The sequence below is a fragment of the Vibrio sp. YYF0003 genome (assembly GCF_036350715.1).
Classification (GTDB): domain Bacteria; phylum Pseudomonadota; class Gammaproteobacteria; order Enterobacterales; family Vibrionaceae; genus Vibrio; species Vibrio natriegens.
In genome coordinates this window covers 531,128-550,767 of the sequence record NZ_JAZDWA010000001.1, presented here as the reverse complement: position 1 = coordinate 550,767, position 19,640 = coordinate 531,128, and the positions used below count along the sequence as shown (strand labels likewise).

14 protein-coding genes are annotated in these 19,640 nt (G+C 43.6%); 7 read left to right on the top strand and 7 right to left on the bottom strand.

Annotation, left to right across the window (positions count from 1 at the left end; all coding sequences use genetic code 11):
- Positions 1-545: 545 nt before the first annotated feature.
- On the bottom strand, positions 546-1,460 hold the full coding sequence (locus V1U08_RS02440) for a LysR family transcriptional regulator (protein ID WP_020335969.1): 915 nt from the start codon (positions 1,458-1,460) through the stop codon (positions 546-548).
- A gap of 98 nt (positions 1,461-1,558) precedes the next feature.
- Here V1U08_RS02440 and V1U08_RS02435 point away from each other — a divergent pair, with 98 nt between their 5' ends.
- Positions 1,559-2,038 (top strand): GNAT family N-acetyltransferase, encoded by a 480-nt coding sequence (locus V1U08_RS02435; RefSeq protein ID WP_330469819.1) that lies wholly within the window; start codon positions 1,559-1,561, stop codon positions 2,036-2,038.
- A gap of 281 nt (positions 2,039-2,319) precedes the next feature.
- Positions 2,320-3,258 (top strand): LysR family transcriptional regulator, encoded by a 939-nt coding sequence (locus V1U08_RS02430; protein ID WP_330469818.1) that lies wholly within the window; start codon positions 2,320-2,322, stop codon positions 3,256-3,258.
- A 115-nt stretch (positions 3,259-3,373) separates the two neighbouring features.
- Here V1U08_RS02430 and V1U08_RS02425 read toward each other — a convergent pair whose 3' ends face one another.
- The gene (locus V1U08_RS02425) at positions 3,374-3,865 is read right to left on the bottom strand and encodes a VOC family protein (protein WP_065303750.1); all 492 of its coding nucleotides are present in this window, start codon (positions 3,863-3,865) and stop codon (positions 3,374-3,376) included.
- A gap of 279 nt (positions 3,866-4,144) precedes the next feature.
- Between V1U08_RS02425 and V1U08_RS02420 the strand changes: the two genes are divergently transcribed.
- Complete coding sequence (locus V1U08_RS02420) at positions 4,145-4,741, top strand: tyrosine-type recombinase/integrase (RefSeq protein WP_330469817.1); 597 nt, start codon at positions 4,145-4,147, stop codon at positions 4,739-4,741.
- 201 nt (positions 4,742-4,942) lie between these two features.
- Here the strand turns inward: V1U08_RS02420 and V1U08_RS02415 are convergent, their stop codons facing one another.
- Positions 4,943-6,022 carry a LacI family DNA-binding transcriptional regulator gene (locus tag V1U08_RS02415; RefSeq protein ID WP_024372981.1) on the bottom strand — a complete coding sequence of 360 codons (1,080 nt, stop codon included), beginning with the start codon at positions 6,020-6,022 and terminating at the stop codon, positions 4,943-4,945.
- A gap of 249 nt (positions 6,023-6,271) precedes the next feature.
- Here V1U08_RS02415 and V1U08_RS02410 point away from each other — a divergent pair, with 249 nt between their 5' ends.
- From V1U08_RS02410 to V1U08_RS02400, 3 genes are all read left to right on the top strand, one after another.
- A complete protein-coding gene (locus V1U08_RS02410; protein WP_243978292.1) occupies positions 6,272-8,374 on the top strand; it encodes an alpha-galactosidase in 2,103 nt (700 codons plus the stop codon).
- Positions 8,375-8,488: 114 nt separating this feature from the next.
- A complete protein-coding gene (locus V1U08_RS02405; protein ID WP_065303679.1) occupies positions 8,489-10,258 on the top strand; it encodes a solute:sodium symporter family transporter in 1,770 nt (589 codons plus the stop codon).
- A 979-nt stretch (positions 10,259-11,237) separates the two neighbouring features.
- Positions 11,238-13,367: a 3-hydroxybutyrate oligomer hydrolase family protein gene (locus tag V1U08_RS02400; protein ID WP_330469816.1), complete on the top strand. Its 2,130-nt coding sequence runs from the start codon at positions 11,238-11,240 to the stop codon at positions 13,365-13,367.
- A 136-nt stretch (positions 13,368-13,503) separates the two neighbouring features.
- On the opposite strand, the gene V1U08_RS02395 is transcribed toward V1U08_RS02400, so the two are convergent.
- On the bottom strand, positions 13,504-15,015 hold the full coding sequence (locus tag V1U08_RS02395) for a sigma-54 interaction domain-containing protein (protein WP_237333490.1): 1,512 nt from the start codon (positions 15,013-15,015) through the stop codon (positions 13,504-13,506).
- A gap of 359 nt (positions 15,016-15,374) precedes the next feature.
- The gene (locus tag V1U08_RS02390; protein WP_330469815.1) at positions 15,375-16,457 is read right to left on the bottom strand and encodes a saccharopine dehydrogenase family protein; all 1,083 of its coding nucleotides are present in this window, start codon (positions 16,455-16,457) and stop codon (positions 15,375-15,377) included.
- A gap of 271 nt (positions 16,458-16,728) precedes the next feature.
- Here V1U08_RS02390 and V1U08_RS02385 point away from each other — a divergent pair, with 271 nt between their 5' ends.
- A complete protein-coding gene (locus V1U08_RS02385) occupies positions 16,729-17,721 on the top strand; it encodes a hypothetical protein (RefSeq protein WP_330469814.1) in 993 nt (330 codons plus the stop codon).
- 40 nt (positions 17,722-17,761) lie between these two features.
- Here V1U08_RS02385 and V1U08_RS02380 read toward each other — a convergent pair whose 3' ends face one another.
- The gene (locus V1U08_RS02380) at positions 17,762-18,691 is read right to left on the bottom strand and encodes an SDR family oxidoreductase (RefSeq protein ID WP_330469813.1); all 930 of its coding nucleotides are present in this window, start codon (positions 18,689-18,691) and stop codon (positions 17,762-17,764) included.
- Between the two features lie 195 nt (positions 18,692-18,886).
- Positions 18,887-19,327, bottom strand: coding sequence for a MerR family transcriptional regulator (locus tag V1U08_RS02375; protein WP_243978285.1), 441 nt, complete (start codon positions 19,325-19,327; stop codon positions 18,887-18,889).
- Between the last annotated feature and the right edge of the window lie 313 nt (positions 19,328-19,640).

Here is a 19,640-nt window from a genome sequence, read left to right as displayed (position 1 = left end):
CAGTTCACACTGCCAAAGCAATAGGTTCAGTTCTGGCGTTGCCACTACCCATACCAAATCGGGCCACTTATGTGGTCCGATTTTTAGTTGCAAACCGAAAGGGTATTGATTGAGGGATATGAGATGAGGGTGATGATGCTACACAGTCAAAACACACGAACTAAATGCAGCGTATTGCGCTATTTTTGCTCAAGCGTAACGGCATTCTTCATAGTACTTATTCTTTCTGATGCTGGCGATTATTAAGCAACAAACGTTACTCATCTGACGATCTGGAGGCTATAAAGGAAGATGTAACATGACAGTGCGTGTACGCCATATTTTTATTAATCCGAGCACTAGAAATTAGAGTAAAAAACCTAAGAAGCTTATGTCCATCTTTGTTTCAGCTTGATCAGTTTCAGCTTGATCGGGCTGAAACATTTCTGCCCCAACTTTTTTAGGTGATAAGTCATCGTCGGTTTTTTACACTGATTATTGGATTAGTTTTTCTCATCATAATGGGTTTAAGTTTTCATATGACTGGCTGGAGATGTACGAGAGCATCATTCACAAGATAGGCTAAGTAATAAGTTAATCAGCCAGTGTACTTTAGGCTCTTTCTCCCTGACCTTGTGCCAATAGAGTTTTATTTGGTAATCCGGTATTGGGAATGGGGGATCGACATAGGCTAATTGCAAAGTATCCGCTAAGGTTTCTATGTATATTTCGGGAATCGCAAGAAAATAATCTGTATTTTTGAGTAAGTAAGGAGCACTAAGAACACTGGGTAATGTAATAGCGACATTTCTTTTCTTGTTTAACTTACCAAGAGTACAGTCAACAATGCCTCTTTGTTCGTTCCAGGGCGTAACGAGCACATGTGGATATTCCAGAAACGCCTCTAGCCCCAGCGATACATTGTTTTTCAGTGCTTCATGTTGGTTGTCCATCGCAATACTGTATTTTCCGCATACCCAGATTTCGTTCCCTATATGACTTGATTGCTCAGTTTCATGATCAAAACCCAGCGAGATATCAATTTCGCCTGACTCAAGTTGCTTGGCTGGTATTTGCTCTCCACTTTGTACAAATCGTACCGTGATATTAGGAAAATACTTGGCGAGATGACCCGTTAACTTCGGCATTAGACACCAAGCACTAAAGTCATATCCGGAAATGACAAAATGGTGCTTACCTACACTAGGATCAAAAGGGGTAGCACTTTTAAGCCCTGAGTACAATAAGTCAATGGCAGGAAGGACGGATTCGGCGAGCAATTCTGCTTGTTGGGTTGGTATCATTCTGCCGCTAATTCGAATAAAAAGTTCGTCATTGAGACGTTCCCGCAATCGAGAAAGGCTGTGGCTACATGCAGATTGGCTGAGGTTAAGTTTTTCAGCCGCTTGGTGAACAGATTGTGTTTTGTAGATGTAGTAGAAGACCTTCATTAAGTTCAGGTCGATATTTTCAAATTTCATTATGAATACTATACAGATTAACAATGCAAACAATGCACTTAAATCATATCAACTCAGTCGGTATACTGCGACCATTACAGTACATAAGGGCCAAAAACATGATGAAAATCAGACCAGCAAATTCTACCGATGCCAGTGTTATTTTGAAATTTATTCGGGAGTTAGCTGAATATGAAGAAGCACTACATTGTGTGAATGCAAGTGAAGAAGATATTGTTTCAAGCCTGTTTAATGAAGATTCTACGGCCAAGGCAATTATTTGTGAGGTTGATAGCTGCCCGATAGGCTACGCCGTATATTTTTTCAATTATTCCACATGGCTGGGAAAAAATGGTCTTTATCTCGAAGACTTGTACGTTACGCCGTCTTTCCGTTCATCAGGGGCGGGGAAATTGCTAATGAAAACACTCGCGAATGAAGCCATTGAAAAAGGGTGTGGGCGCTTTGAATGGTCAGTTTTACACTGGAATCAACCGGCTATAGATTTCTACCATCACATTGGAGCGGAGGAGCAATCTGAGTGGCGAATATATCGCTTAGCCGGAGAAGCCCTGCATAATTTTGCTTTAGAGTCGTGAGCTTATGTTTAGATAACAGTGTTAAAAAGAGTAGGGTAACGTGAAAATGCCCCATTGTGGTTTAGTGTTGAAACTCCAAGTTACGCAGGTAATGCGTATTCGTATTGCCTAAAGTAATCCGAAGAAGTCTAAAAGCCAGCATTTCTAAAGTTATGAACTATCTTGCAATCTAACTTCTCAATCTGTCATTAACCTATTTGACTCTCTCTGGTTGAAGTTCGTCATGAATCTGTGGTTCTGTCTGAGCAAAGGGACACAAAGAGTGGTTTTCAGTATAATTAATGATTATTGAAAATGTATTTATTAATAATTATTGGTTTCTAATTATGCTCAATCCTATTTGGCTTAACACTTTTAAAACATTGGTCGATGTTGGGCACTTCACCAAAACGGCCGAGTTACTCCACATGACGCAACCAGGGGTAAGCCAGCACATAACTAAATTAGAAGCTGCATGCGGTTATCCTCTGATAAAGAGATTTAACAAGAAGTTTGAGTTAACCATCTATGGGCGTAAAGTTTACGATTATGCTGTCAAACACTTTGAAGAAGAGTTTGGGTTATTACAGAACTTGGCACACGATGAACCTTTCCGAGGCCGCTGTACTATTGGCTGTTCGGGAACTTTCGCTTGGTTGATTTATTCAGAATTACTTTCTTTGCAAGCGAGTTATCCAGACTTATCCATTGAGTTAGAAGCAACACCAAACCAACGTATATTTGAGCAGATACTGCAGGGAAAATTGGATATAGGTCTAGTGACAAAAGAGCCTAACCCTAAATATTTCGCGAGCCGTATTGTTGGTGCGGAGTACCTTGCTCTTGTGCTGCCGCTTTCCGCAGACGAAAGCTTGCCGATAAATGAAATGTTAATGGAGTTGGGAGTAGTTCGTCATCCAGATTTGGCTCACTATTTCCAAACTTATGTTGATCAAGCGAATAATGATTTGCTTCGTTTGGTCGATTTAGAGGATGTTTCGACACAAAGCTACATTAACCAAGTGCATCAAATATTGGTTCCTATTGCTAAGGGGATCGGTTTTACGGTGGTGCCTCGATGGTGCGTCAACCTGTTCGCAGACAAAGAACAGCTAAAAATATTCGATATTACCGCTGATATACAAGAGCCTGTTTACTTGATTAGCAAACTTAATTCACCACTTGCTAGGCGTTATGAGCAGATCATTAAAGTTATCGAGAACTCTTTTGAAATAGTTTGATGAGAGTTAAGAGCAATTATTCAGAAGAGATTAGCTTTTTTGGCCTTATATCTGACCTAGGAATGAATACAAAAAAGGTTGGCATCAAAGCCAACCTTTTGCTTTACGTTTTTACTTATTCATAGTCTGAAGCGTAAGTGTCTTCGTAAGAGTGTGAGTAGAACTCAAACAGGTTGCCAAACGGGTCTTCTAGGTAAACCATTTGTGCTTGTTTTAGCTCGTCTTCTGGATGGTAACGCATAATGTCCATACGAACTTTACCGCCATACTCTTCAACACGCTTGATTGCGGTATCAAACTGTTCTTTTGGTAGCTGTAAGCAGAAGTGGAAGATACCTAGGCGAGAGAAGTCTACTTCATGACGTTCTTGACGATCTTTCATCTCAAACAGTTCAACACCGATACCATCTGTTGTTACTAGGTGTGCAATATTGAAGCCTTTGAAGCCCTCACCAAAAACAGCAATACACATGCGCCCAATCGCAGACTCTCGTTCTTCAATCACTTTAGTGTTGTTCATTACAATGCGAAGACCTAGCGCTTTAGTATAGAACTCAACCGCTTTGTCCATATCACCAACCATGATACCTACGTGATTCATTTTCATAATTTGCTCCCAATACCTTTCATTTTGTAACTATCGTTTTGATAGAAAGGAGTATATGGCGGCATTTTTTTAATATAAAATTATCATTATTTATTAAAATAATAATTTTGTATTATAACAAAGGTAAGGTGTTACATATACGACCTCAGTGCGATCTAGGCTTGCACGAAAATGACCAGGGGTATTTCATACATCCCGCCGGACTGCGATCCAAACTGCAACAGTTGTAGTTGATAGCCAGACTTTATGTTGACCAATAGCGCCTATGAGGAGGTCAACATGAGAAAGTTATCTTCCGGAAAATGTAGCGGTATAAAAAGGCCATTTAAGCTTGAAGAAATCTGGCGAATCAGGACCAGGCTTGAGCTTGAGAACGACCTGATGCAGCTTGCTCTGCTAAACCTAGCCATTGATAGTAAGTTGAGAGCGAGTGATTTACTAAAACTGCACGTATACGATGTTTCATCGCAAGGAGTGATTTACGAAAGGGTTCAATGCATCCAGCAAAAAACGGGCACTGATGTACACTATGAAATCACTCCTCGAACACAGCAAAGTATCAGTCGCTGGATCTACTCCGCATCCCTAGAAGCAAGTAGCTTTTTGTTTCCAAGTTGTCGCCGTAAAGGGCAGCCCATTAGCTACTCATTTTATCGTTCGATTATAAGGAACTGGGCTGCAAAACTGGGATTGAATGCTGGCTATTACGGCACTCATTCCATGCGCCGCACCAAAGCCACTTTAATCTATGCCAGAACGAAAAACATCAGGGCCGTACAGATCTTACTTGGACATTCGAAGCTAGATAACACAATTCGATACCTTGGCGTTGAGCTAGAAGACGCTCTGAGGTTGTCTGAGAAAACAGACTGCTGACAGACAGGAGCTGTTACAGGCTTTTCTTCTGAAAAGCCTGTGCCCCATTGTTACTTAGAGTAAATACTCATTCATCATGCGTTAATGCTTTTTCGCAATAAATTTTCTCATTAAGGTGATCTATTATTGGGCTTAACTGTTGTCGATCCTATATATTAAGAATATACGCTTATTGCGATCTAGGTAGCCTTTCACGTTATTCTAATCATCAAGCAATGATTCGACTTTTCTTAGTAGTTGTTTGATTTTTAGCTTGTTATTTTGATCCATTCTTTTACTCTCAGTACTACTACGACGAACGATAAGCTCAACAGGGATATTTATCTGCCTTAATCGCTGATTATTAGGAGAATGTTGATCTTTTAGGTTGATAGCCTCAATGACGGCTTGTTTGCCAATTGCGGTAAAGTCCTGCTTCACGGTAGTAAGGGGAGGAGTAAAATAAGCACTATCAGTAATTCCATCAAATCCAACAACAGCCACTTGGTCAGGAACATCTATCTGTAATTCATCAAGTGCTCGTAATGCGCCTAGGGCCATCTGGTCACTTGCAACTATCACTGCATCAAACGCAACTTGTTTGGCGACTCCCTCTTTTACCGCTAAATAACCGCTGCTCGCCATCCAGTCACCTTGATACTGATAACTTACTACTTTGTTTGCGGCATTTATTTCATGCAGCCAAGTATTCAGCCTGATATTTGATGCGCTAGATTCCGGAGGTCCGGAAATGAGTAAGAATTGTTCGCGTCCACCTTCAACTAAATGTTTTACAACTTCTGCTGATCCGTGCCGGTGCTCGCAGTGGACATAATGAACCGAGGTACCTTCCGGTACGTCAATAAATATTAAGTGTAAGCTCGGAAATTGCTCGTCTAGGTGTTCTGCTTCTTCAGCTGTCAGTGGAACATTAAGAATGACGCAATCAACCTGCTGAGCGATAAGCTCACGCATTGACGCTTGGACATGATTCAGTCCAGGTCCCGCAACAACAGAAAATGCCGTCCCGAGACTTAACTCGTTGGCTTTTCTTCTTACACCATTAGCAATAAGTGCAGCACCATGGAGCGCCATATCAAGCGTTATAAGTCCAATATTGGTTGACTTTGCACGGCTTAACATTTGCGCACCCTTGTTCGGTACGTAGCCGAGTTGTTTAATCGCTTGGTTTACTCTTGCTCGTGTTTTTTCTGCGACATTATCAGATCCGTTGGTCACACGAGAAACGGTTTGAGTTGATACGCCCGCAAGTTTGGCGACATCTTTAAAAGTTACATTCACAGTCATATCCAGTCATTCAGAACCAATCACAATATCATAATGAACTTATCGCTGAATATCTGTGCGATCATTCAAAATTTGTTTCCGAAAACATTTAATTTTGTTTCCGAAAACAGTAGATCTGAAGCATGTTTTAGTACATTAAATCCGTATTTTGATCACATTTACGCGCCATTTTTCTACTAAATTTATACTTATAGAGCAAGATAAGAATCAACTAATGTTTACGAAAACAATATTGGGTTTGCTATGAATAATTTTGTACATCTGCAAAGTAAGAAACACAGTTTAATCATTAAAACAGACAGAGCTCCCGAGCTCCTTCACTGGGGAGCAAAGATTGCACAGATTGATGAAGATCTCCTGCTTGCGACTGAACGTCCAATCTCACAAGCACGTTTAGATGTGGATGTGCCGTTGTCGCTATGTCCTGAATTGGGTAGCGGTCACTTTAATGCGCCCGGGATTGAAGGACATCGTGATGGCTATGACTGGGCTCCGGTATTCAGACTCACTTCGACGCTAGTAAAAGACAACCAAGTGACATTCATGATGAGTGATGATGTTGCTAAGTTGGAACTTATCGTTGAATTGAAGCTAGATTACGACACGGATGTTGTCCAAAAACGCGTAACAGTGAAAAACATCGGCGACAGTAAATACTATCTTGGGAAGTTATCTTCAACATTACCGTTACCAAATCATGCCAATGAGTTAATGACCCTCCATGGCCGTTGGTGTCATGAGTTTCAAACACAGCGTCAGCGTTTTGAACACGGTGGATTCATGCAAGAAAACCGTCGTGGACGTACATCTCATGAGAATTTTCCCGGGTTATTTGTCGGTACGAATGGATTTAGTGAGCAGGTTGGTCAGGTGTGGGGATTCCACCTTGCCTGGAGTGGTAATCACCAAATGCGAGCAGACGTGCGTAGTGATGGTCGCCGTTTTGTTCAAGCGGGCGAGCTTCTACTCTCTGGAGAATCAATTCTTGAAACGGGTAACGAGTATCAAACGCCTTGGCTGTATGGTTGTTACAGTAATTCCGGTTTGAATGGAATATCACAACGTTTTCAGCAATTTGTCCGTAACAACATTGTTAAGTTTCCATTAAATAAACCACGCCCAGTTCATCTGAACACCTGGGAAGGCATCTACTTTGACCACAAGCCAGAGTACATCATGCAAATGGCAACGGAAGCGGCTGAAATGGGTGTTGAACGTTTCATCATTGACGACGGTTGGTTTGTTGGGCGTGATGGCGAGCGTGCTGCTCTGGGGGATTGGTACTTAGACGAGCGAAAATATCCAAATGGTCTAGAGCCTGTTATTGAGCATGTTAACCAACAAGGTATGGAATTTGGGCTGTGGGTTGAGCCAGAAATGGTCAGCGAAGATTCTAACCTTTACCGTAATCACCCAGATTGGGTGCTCGGTCTTCAAGGTTATCATCAGCCATCTGGCCGCTGGCAGTATGTTTTGGATTTACAAAATGAAGATTGCTTTAACTACCTGTTCGGGCGTCTGAATGATCTTCTCACCCGATACAACATTACTTACCTGAAGTGGGACATGAACCGTGAACTTGTGCAGCCGGGTCATCAAGGTCGTCCTGCGGTACATGGTCAGACTCAGGCTCTATATCGTTTAGTGGATGAGCTTAATAAGGTTCATCCGGAAGTAGAGATTGAGTCTTGTTCATCTGGTGGTGGTCGTATTGACTTTGAAATCCTTAAGCGCACACAACGTTTTTGGGCATCAGATTGTAATGATGCGCTTGAGCGTCAAGCTATTCAGAAGGGCATGAGCTACTTCTTCCCGCCAGAAGTAATGGGGGCGCACATTGGCCCTGCTGAGTGCCATTCAACAAATAGACGTCATGCTATCAATATGCGTGGTGTAACTGCTTTGAGCGGTCATATGGGCGTAGAACTTGATCCAGTAAAAGAGCCGAAAGCCGAAAAAGAAGCCTTCTCACGGTATATAGCTCTTCATAAGGAGTACCGTCATCTTCTTCACAGTGGCCGTAGCTTCAGAATCGACCCCGCGGATAAGAATCAGAACATTTATGGGGTCGAGAATGAAAACGAAATGCTCATCACGGTTTGTCAGTTGGCAATGCCAGATCACGCACTGCCTTCTCCTCTTCGTATCAGCTGCTCAGATGTGAATGCAAAGTATCTCGTCAAGCTGGTTGAGATGCCCCAAACCAGTTTCCAATTAATGAAGCAACGTCCTAAATGGTTGGACAAAACTCTAACGCTAGGTGGCGATAACTTGAAAGAAATTGGTTTGAACCTGCCAATTTTAGACCCTGAATCCGCACTGATTGTTCATTTACAAAAAATATAACAAGTGAACAGTAAAACTTAAAAACTATCGGGCAAGGGGCTGTTAATGGCTAACCTGCACCTTTGCCCTGCGAAGCAATAACATTTAAAATCCGAATAGATTAAGGACAACATTATGCCAATGACAATCCTACTGTCGTTCTTTTTCTTCACAGGCTTTGTGGTGTTTTACACCTGGTCACGTGTGAAGAATCAGAAGAATGACTCAAAAGACGGCTTTTTCCTTGGAGGACGGAGCTTAACGGGTGGGCTTATCGCGAGCTCCCTGATTCTGACAAACCTTTCTGCAACGAGTTTTGTAGGGATGAGCGCCTTGTCGTTCAAAGGAAATATGTCTGTGATGGGCTACGAAGTAGCGTCTGGTATTACACTGATCATCATCGCTCTGTTCCTTGTACCACGCTACCTGAAACAAGGCATCACGACGATTCCTGATTTTCTGGAGTCTCGTTATGACCTTTCTGTAAAGCAGTTTGTGACGGTGCTATTCCTATTAAGCTACATCATCAATCTACTACCAAATACCCTTTACGCTGGGGCAATGGTTATTGGCGGTATCTTCGATGTTGAAACAATGTTAGGCATCAATCGCTTCCAGGCTATCCTTCTCATTGCATCTATTATCGGTGTGCTGGGTTTGTTCTATGCAATCTACGGTGGTCTAAAAGCAGTAGTAATTGCAGACACATTAAACGGCGTGGGTCTAATTGTAGGTGGCTTGATGATCCCAATCTTTGGACTGATCGTGCTTGGTGACGGCAGTTTTATGGAAGGATTGGAAGTTATCACAACTAACGCGACAGACAAGCTCCAGGCAGTTGGCGCTGAAGATGATCCAAACGTACCATTCTCAACCATGTTCACTGGTTTACTTCTCGTCAACCTTTACTACTGGGGGACTGACCAGGCCATCATTCAACGTGCGCTTGGGGCGAAGAACCTTAAAGAGGGCCAAAAAGGTGTGATCCTTGCGGGTGCAATCAAAGTTGTTACACCTTTGTTTTTAATCATTCCGGGTATCATCGCATTCCATATGTTTGGTACTGCGGACGCAGCGGGTCAGAGCTATGAAGCTGATACGATGTATACACGCTTAGTTAACGAGGTGTTACCTAAACCACTCGTTGGCTTCTTCCTTGCGGCAATGTTTGGTGCCATTTTGTCTACCTTTAACGGTGTACTGAACTCATCTACAACATTATTTACGCTGAATGTTTATAAACCGTTGTTTGATAAAGAGAACAAGCTTTCTGACGAACAGTTAGTAAATAAAGGCCGAGTATTTGGTCTGTTCATTGCAATCTTATCGGTTGGTATTGCGCCGTTTATTATGTTTGCGCCAAACGGACTGTTCGATCTGTTACAACGTCTAGCGGGCCTGTTCAGTGTGCCAATTTTCACTATCGTGTTCATGGGATATCTCACTAAGCGTTTGCCGGCAATCGCAGCCAAAGTTTCTCTTGCAGTATTTGTCGTGACTTACGGTATTGTCCAGTTTACTCCGGCAACAATGCACGGCTATCTTGGTCCACTAAAGCCATTGGCAGAGTTACACTTCTTCCACCAGTTAGCGGTATTGTTTGTTATCTGTTGTGCGATTATGTACTTCATTGGTAAAGTTCGTCCACGTGACACTGACTACGTTCTGCCAGTGAATGAAGCTATGGATATTAAACCTTGGGAGTTCCGCTTCGAAGCCTCTGCGGTCATTCTCTACATGGTACTTGGGGCATACATTACGTTCTCCGACCTTGGGTTGGTCGCCGGAGATACGTCGTTTATGGTGACGTACGCATTATGTGGCATTGTAATTCTGGGCGGAATTTTTACTCGCATCAAAAAGAAGCAAGCTAAATTGGCGCAATTAGACCCGACACAAGTTTAATGTAGGTAAGTAAAGCTAAATTATGTAATAAAAGAGTAGAGTTTAGCTCTTAAGCAACTCTGCTCTTTTTATTAAGTCATTTCTGACTGAGTTGTTTTACTCTAACTTGGGGTTATTTAAGAATCAAAATACGCTTTTTAAAATCAGTTGAAATGTATCTTATGCTAAAGAGCTTATCCATCAACGCTGGGCATTAGATGCAAGATTTTTCAATAGCTTTAGTAATCCGGATTTAGCTAATTTAGAATAACCATTGGCTCACTTTTGTCCAAACACGTGTTACTTCTCGATGTGCGAACTAAGATGAACCGCTAGCGTTGTTATACAAAAAGTAATGAATTGGAAAACTTAAGCTACGCCGAGCTGATTTACGCACAATATGGTTAAATTCTTCTGCATGTGCCTCCCGGTCGGAATGTAAAAAACAGCAGATTTTGCCCCTTAATACATCACTGGTGGATTGAAGTGTTGGAATGGACAGAGAGGAGAGAGGAACCCCCACGCTCAACCTGACTGACATATCCCATTGAAAGCTGAATACGCTCTACCATCTCAGCTAGAGTTGCGCTTTTAGCCTTACAAAAATCCCGAATCTGGCGCCAATGCGTAGGTTATCGCTATCTACTGTTTCATTTCTTTTTTATTCATATTGTTGGGCTGTAGAACCCGCTCTTATAAATCTCATGAGCCTGAGTTTCAATTCAAGAATTTCATAAGTTCACTTTTGTTGGAAACGGTTATTCATGTATACCGTTTTATAGGTCTTTCTCTCATTGTCTTAAATTCAGGATAGTGTCCAGTTTTTTAGACGGTCATGTGTCCAGCTTTCTGGATATTAGTGAGCAGGGAAGATAATAAATCATTGATTATCAGCTGGTTAAGTGTTTGGCATATATCTTGGATTAGGTTGAGTTACGTTGGATTGGTTCGATTTTTATCCATTCTGAACAACTTAGAAAAACAACAAGACGAGGTTGATATGCAAAGGACTGTTATTTTAACGACTGCCAGCTCACTGGTGCTATCGGGTTGCTTAGGCTCTTCCGACAGCTCAGAAGAAACCACGGATTACAGCGTACTGCCCAGTTATTTTTCTGGTTCGGTTGATGTCATTCAGGTAGATGGTATAAGTGATGATTTGCTCACAGGTATGGCTCTGAATAGCAATACTGGTGCGGTAACACCGGAAACGGTGGGGATAGGTTCTAGCCCGGAACAGATCCGTCGCTACCAGTTAGGAGCCAGCTATAACAGTATGATGGATCCGGTAACGCCCGGTGGCTGGGGGATTCATTGGGGGCCTTTGGTTACAGGAGGGATTAGTTCTCATACGGTAGAGACGTTTACCGGCCAGGTGTCAGGTACGGAATATCAAGCCATTGTGGATGATGGCTCTGGTAAAACCAATGTCAAACTGGTGGTGCAGGTCCCGAGTAGTTTCTCTACCGAGAGCCCTTGTATTATTGCTGGGCCATCATCCGGTTCCCGTGGTGTTTATGGGGCGGCAGGTACGGCAGGTGATGCGGCGTTAAAACGGGGTTGTGCCGTAGCCTATACCGATAAAGGTACCGGTGATGGCGTACACTTTATTGGCAGTCAGCAGGTGATTAATCTGGATGGAAAGGTTGTTGATGCCATCAGTGCAGGCTCCTCTTCTGCATTTACCGCTGAGTTTGCAGAAGGCTTTGCGGATGCTGCTGATCCGCGTACTGCAACAACCAAACACGCTCACTCCCAGCAGAACCCTAGTAAAGACTGGGGCTTGAATACCTTGCAATCCATTGAGTTTGCTTTCTATGCCTTACACCAGGCTTATCCTGATCTGGCTTTTAATCCTGATAATACCACAGTGATTGCAGCCAGTTGGTCCAATGGTGGCCGTTCTGTACTGATGGCTGCAGAGCAGGATACGCAAGGGCTGATTGATGGCGTGGTTGCTGTTGAGCCTAGTACGGCAATGGATCAGCATGATTTTACCATTACTCAGGGGGAGCGCAGCTGGGGGCCTGAATCGGTAGGCTGGAGTTTATACGATATGCATGCCTTTGGTGCGGTGTATCAGCCCTGTGCTAATAACCTGACCGAAAACGACAGTGCCGATCTGGTTAACTCTGCTAAGTCTCCTGAACGTTGTACCCGCCTGCAACAACTAGGTCTGTTAACGTCCTATTCTGCTGATTTGCAGGTACTGGCTCAGGAAGCACAGGATCTGATGAATACTGTCGCGGGGTTCCTGCCTGAGCAAAATCTGGGTATGCCAGCGTTTACTAATATGTTTTCTGAAATCACCAATACTTATGGTAACTCCTACGGTCGTTACAGTATCTCAGACCAGCTGTGTGGTATCAGCTTCGCCAGCTATAATGGCGGGACGAAACAGTTTGAGGTGCTGAGTGATGAAGATAAGGCGCTGCGCTTCCTGGGACAGAATATGATCGCTGGTGGTAGCCGCTGGATTCAACCGGTCAATATGAATTCGTATGATCCTTATGGGGCGACGGCGTTTAACTCCACAGCGGATAAAAATCTGGATGCAGATCTGTGTTTCTTTGCGATGTCCCACTACGGAAAGGCCAAGCTAACTGAGTTGGGTATTCTGGATACTTACAAGGGCAACGGTGATTTTGACCGGGTTCAGGCGGGTATTCAGGAAGCGATAATGAGTGGTGATCTACAGGGTAAACCAGCCATAATTATGCATGGTCGTGCCGATCAGGTGGTTGCACCAAATCATGGTGGTCGCGCTTACTACGCCCGTAATCGTCAGGTCGATGCCCGCGATGATGTCGTGTACTGGGAAATCGAAAATGGCCATCACCTGGAGATGTTTGCCTATCTGTTAGCCCCGAATCTGGGTTTCTATGCCACACCACCTAATATGCAGCACCGTTATGCTTATATTCATCCTTACTTTGAACAGGCGCTGAATCAGATGTTTGCTCATCTGAGCTCAGGCGAGGCGCTGGCTCCGAGTCAGTTGGTTCGCACGACGTCGATGCAGGAAAGCGGTGAAGAGCAGATTACAGATGACATGTTTGGTGAAGTGCTGGCTATGCCGGGTGATGATGCTGTTCGCTGGCAGGATAATACGTTGGTGATTCCTCATTAATCCGCTTCCCTAAAAACAGTACTATTATCGGCTGCCCCGATCAGTTCTCTTGTGCTGGCCGGGGCTTTTTATGTCTACAGGTTAATACGCCTTTTCACCGACTAATTGGGTACGAGTGCCAATGAGTGTTTGCTGTTCATGAGTTCTTTATGTACTGAATATCCAGCTTACGCATCTTTTCATACAAACTTGCACGGGATATGCCCAGCAGCTTAGCGGTTTGTACCTTATGCCCTTGAGTGTAAGCAAGTGCGGTTTCAATAGCTTTACGCTCTGCTCGGGCAATCTGTTCATGCAGTGGTTGTGGTGGAGTGTTGGCTTGAGGCAGAGTGGGGGAAAGTCGGTTAGCTGATGAGAGAGTGTATATAGGCAATCCCGTGTTTGGATCTATTCTCGGTGATATTAGTTGCGTCTGTGCAGCCTGTTGAAACTGTGCTGTTGGAACTAACAGTGACTGAATCAGTTGGACATCAATCTCGGTGTCTTCCTCTGCCATAATCACCGCTCGTTCCAGCAGGTTTTGCAGTTCCCGTACATTGCCCGGCCAAGAGTGCTGACACAGTAGGTTAATGGCATCCGGTGTCAGGTACTTAACTGGCAGATGCAGTCTGATACAGAGCTCATCCAGCAGGCGTTCTGCAATCAGGTCAATGTCTGCCTGACGTTCCCGAAGAGGAGGCAGATGGATCGGCATGGCATTAAGGCGGTAGTAAAGGTCTGCGCGAAACTCGCCGTTTTCCACCATTTTTGGCAGATTACGACTGGTGGCAGCAACGATGCGAATATTGACTTTTTTTACCTTATTGGAACCCAATGGCTCAAACTCTTGCTCCTGGAGGGCGCGCAGCAGTTTACTTTGCAGCTCCAGTGGCATATCGCCAATTTCATCAAGAAACAGGGTGCCGCCATCGGCCAGCTCCAGTTTACCTTTACGCCCCTTGTTGGATGCGCCGGTATAGGCTCCGGGGGCGACACCAAAGAACTCTGCTTCGATCAGGTTATTGGGAATGGCGGCGACATTAAGTGAGACAAAGGCGTTATGGGAGCGGGCTGAGAGTTCATGCAGGGCGTGGGCAAACATCTCCTTGCCGGTGCCCGTTTCGCCGGTCAGTAGAACAGAGATATCAAATCGTGCCGCTTGTCGTATCTGATGTTTGACATTCTGCAGTTGTTCGCTGCGGCCCGTAATCTGAGATAAGCGGTATTTATTTTGTCGTGCCTGATTTAACTCCTGAGTGACATTGTCCAGTTGTTGCTGCATTTGGTTGAAGCGGTTGGCCAGGGAGTGAAAACCTTTGCGTTGCTCCAAAGCAACAAAACCAAAGGCTCCGATCACCTCTCCCTGATCCGATTGCAGAGGAATCACGCTCACCAGTGTCCACTGTTGTTTGACCCATAACAGTTCCAGCAGTACCGGTTCTCCACTGTCGGAGACTCTGGGTAGAAAACTATTATGAATATAACGGGTGATCGGCTCACCTACAGGGTTATGGCTCAGCCCCAGAAACTGACGATAGCCCTTACTTATCCAGGTGATGCGGTGCTGTTGGTCAATAGCGATGGTATTGCTATAAAAGGTGGCAAAGGAATCCGCCAGGGTTTTGAAGGCGGAGTCCTTGAGTGTCGCTGTTGCATGTAGTTCTGTCATAATCAGCTTATTATTTTTTAGAGGCACTCTCTAATTTATATCATGGCCCCGACCATGAGAGAGATCCATGAGAATGACCGGCAGAATCGCCCTGGTGAATGGTATCTTCGGAGTATCGTTATTCATAATCCCTCTTACTCTAGATTTTTGAGTATAAAACTCAAAAGTAACTGAATAAAAAAGATAACATTTCAGTCACAAAAAGAAATAAAATAATTTATATATTTGTAACAACTTTCTTTGTCCCAGGTAACAGAATCTATATTATTTTGGGGTCATGACTCAAAATCGGAAAAGTGGTATTACTGTGTTTTATTGCAGGGTACCATTAGGATTCTTGCGATGAATGCAATTGACTCTCACTTTTCGAATTGAAAAGTTGAGCACCCTGGTAATTGAGTAACGAAGTCAGCGCCCATCAACTTTGACGGCGTGTATACTCCTGCGACTGAATGAGAATTTAATAGGTGTTCAGCAATGGCGAGAGAGCCTGTAACGGTCAGGTCGTAACCATTCGTTGTAAGGATACGTACGGTTTTCTTCATTCCCTCTGCATTTATTGCTTCTCCCCATACATAAGTTTTTGTCTCTCCACGTTGAGCTTCATTAGGTCCTTTTATTTTCTTTCCTATATGAGATTTAAGCAGACTCTGAACCCACTGTGAGCCCAGTAATGGCCGGATTAGATTGGCTCTTTTGGCATTTTTGACCATCTTCTCTGAACTAGGAATATAGACTTCAATATTAGGTATTCCAGTCGTGTGATAGGCTGTTGATACATCTCCCCATGGAATAGTCATTGTCAGCTTTTCGTTATCACCAAAGTCAATTTGGCGTACTTTATAAGCCAATGGTACCGTGACGATGTCACCATCACGACGTATCTTACCGCCTTGTGCTAGTCCCTCAACCGACGTCTTAGCGGTGCCCGGCGAAAACGCAGAACGAGAGTCAAAACCTAAGGCCAGATGAGTTGCATCCGGTAAAGCGGAGCTTAGGGTGGCAGCAACGCAATCCGTCGGAATGACATCAAAACCAACGCCAGGGCAAAGTACGACATTTGTATTTAAAGCGCTTTCTTTTAAAGATTGAGCAAATTCAAATACCGATATTTCGCCTGTGATATCGAGATAGTGCGTGCCTGCATTAATACAAGCTTGCATCATAACCCTAGCAGTGGAAGAAAAAGGTCCGGCGCAATTTAGTACTAGTGAAATATTGGAGAGGTGACTTGCCGTACGTTCTGGATTATCTAGATCAAAAGCAACGGCACGCAAACCTAGTTCATCAGCTAATTCTTGAGTTTTATACTTATCTCTTCCGCCGAGAATTGGGCTAAGTCCCCGTTTCACAGCTTCTCGCGCAATGAGCTCACCAGTGTATCCATAAGCACCATAAATCATCCAATGAGTTAGCTTTGCTGGTTGTTCAGTTTGTGCCATCGCGGTGATTCCTATTTCTTCTTAAGAGAGTAAAAACAACGTATTGTTACGCCACCATAACCTTAAAGATAAGTTTAAGGTCAACCTCAATATTCTTTTGTGCCTGACTCCTAACTGAACACGCAGAATATTCAATAATTTCTCTGTTCAGTATTGACCTTAAACCTTTATTTAACCTTAGAGTTTTTCAATCCGGAAGGTGATGACAGTAATGATTAATCGTCATCTTTTGGGGGAGAAAGAAATCAGCATTTAAATAAAGGTATTCAACATGAGAATAAAACTCACCGTCTTTGCTCTATTGGTGGTTGGCGTTAGTTTGCCAACAATGGCCGAGACAGAAGGTCATAGCCAAATGACAGAGATCAACATCGGCGGTTATCCCGTGCCCGTAAAATCGGGTGGCTTGTACGATCGTTACCGCTCTAACCCGCCACTTTCTGTGATTGCCGATGCGCAACCAGACATCGATTTGAGCTGGTTTAAAACATTGGAGAAAACCAAAGTTGATATCGGTTTTGAATCTTACTCACCTAATTTCTATTACAAAAATGAGCGGATCACCGCGGTGTTTACTGCCGATTTTTCCAAACTTGAGTCATTGATCCCCGCCCAAGTCCTTACTCAAGTTCAGCCACTTCAGATTTGGCCTGACCGTGGGCTTGTTGTACTCACCGCGTATGCCTATCACTATTGTGACAATGACCAATATAACGAGATTGCTTTATCAATCGTGACCAACAAACCCGGAGAGTCAAACTGGGGGCCAGTGACGCTAATTGGACAGTCAATATCAGACGATTACTGGGGCTATGTGCTGAAGCTACCAGTGGATACGGAGTTGGCTCGAGTCCGTGGTGTCGTAGGTTACAACCTTCCTAAATGGCTGACTAAGATTGATTATCAGGGTGACGCAACTTCGGTGACATATACCGTAACAGATAACAAGACGGGAAAGCCTGATCTTACTTTTAGCGCAGATAAACTCACCAATTTATCTCAGGGAGGTGAACTAGTGACTAATAGTTTCACTAACATCAGCCGAGAGGGTGAGCTGACTTATGGTTATGCAGTTTCTCGTCTTATAAGCCATGCCTCAACAACAGATGAACATGCGGTTCGATTAACTTTGGGAGAGGGGAAACTGTCGTCATTCATCAAGTCATTAGATATTGGCTCAATGCTAAAATACGAGTATGTACCCGATTTTCAGAGTGCGCTTTATGCGCCTAAACCGCTTACATCACTCTCTCCTGCTGAGTGATGTAAGAAAATAATAAGCCAGCCCGAGGGCTGGCTTTTTGCTATTGCTGTCTTTCATTCCAAATTGCTTGCAGTCCCTCTTTGAAGGTCGTGACTTTAAACTCCGGGAAACGAGCCTTAAATTTATCAGAGACAAAAATATTTTCAGTTTCATAGCGAGGCAGGAGCTCTGCCGCATCACGAACGGTCTGACTCACTTTACCTGCAAGCCATAATTGCCAGCGTTTAAGCACGCGATATTTGGGTTGAACTTGAAATACCTCTGCTGCTAGCTCGATAAACTGACGGTAATTAAGTCTGTTGTCGTCACATGGCAAGTGCCAGGTCTGCCCGTACGTATCCGGAGTGTTACCGATAAGAGCCATTGCCCGGCTAGCATCTGGCGTATAAATGAGGCTGCGTTTTACATCATCACGCAAAAAGACTTTGGCACTTTTACCTGCAACAAGAGCGTCGATAATGGTCGAGTTCGTAATGCTTTGCGTCTTACCCGGACCATAAAATTCAGGAGCACGACAAATAACAGCTTCGATCGAACCTTGTTTCATCGCATCAAGTAACATGTTAGTGATCTGAGCACGAACTTGTCCTTTACCTCCATTAGGTGCAAAAGGCGCGTTCTCTAATTGAGGTGCATCGGTTTGTGGATACATATAGGTATTGTCGAAATAGACCAGCTTAGTACCATGAGTTTCACATGCCGTGATGACATTTCGCATTAATGTTGGCCACTGTTCAACCCATAACTTGGTATCCATCGGTAACCCTGCCGTTAGGTAAACTATTTCTGATCCTTGTACGGCATCTAAAGTTTGCTGTCGATCGAGAAGGTCTGCCTGGAATAACTCATCAGTGTTGTTTACTTGTTGAGGACGACGGCTGACCAAGCGAATGTCGCTGGTATAGTTTTGTTTGAGGCTGATTGCTAGCTCTCGACCAATCTGCCCGTTGGCACCCAGTATTGTTTGCATAGATTACTTCTCCAGACTTGCGTTTTTCTCTATGAAGCATCCTAAGGTTAAAGCTTGGTTTAAGGTCAAGCAGAAATTGTGCTGCTTTGGTTGGTGGAATATTGCTGGTTGAAGGGCGGAAAGTAATCGCCTTTGAACTGACCTCGCAAGACGACTACTAGAACTAGTTCTAAGTTGTTAGGTTAGGGCTTAGCCTTACTGATCTTCTTTCGTAGAGGATTGGTGAGGCAAAATATCCCAGCCAAATTGAGACATGACTCGTTCGGCGTTGGTTGCGCAATCCATATTTTCTGGTTTTGCTTCAATCTCTTTCAGAACCTTTAGCAACCGAGCTTTATTGCTCGCGATTCTTCGTTCTATCTCTTCCAAATCCGCAACCTTTTGTTTTAGCGTTTTTAGCAAATGATCATGATTCCATTGAGAAAAATCAGCAGGAAGCAATGAGCCTAACTCATCGAGACTGAACCCTGCTTGTTGCCCTGTGGTAATCATTTCTAATACTGCGACTGCTTCAGGAGGATAGGTACGATAACCATTAGATTTACGCTTGACGGTTTTTAACAGGCCAATCTTTTCATAAAATCGGATCTTAGAAGGAGCTAAGCCGGTTTTTTTTGCTAATTCACCAATGTTCATAGTTCTATTAATGGAGTGAAAACACATTTAAACACTACCACACTTTCTATTGATGAATATCACACGATATGAGGTCAACGTGAAAAACTTATCTTTAGTAACGTGTAATGATATTAAAAGGCCATTGAATCTAGAAAGGATCTGGCGAATCAGAACTCCTCTAGAGCTATCACAAGATTTTATGCAGCTTGCACTATTGAACCTAGCCATTGATCTGATCGCAAATTAGAGCGAGTGATTTATAACTTAATGTTTACGTAGTGATGAAAGGAACAATCCCTTTCAGCGCACTATATACTGAAAGGGACGTTAG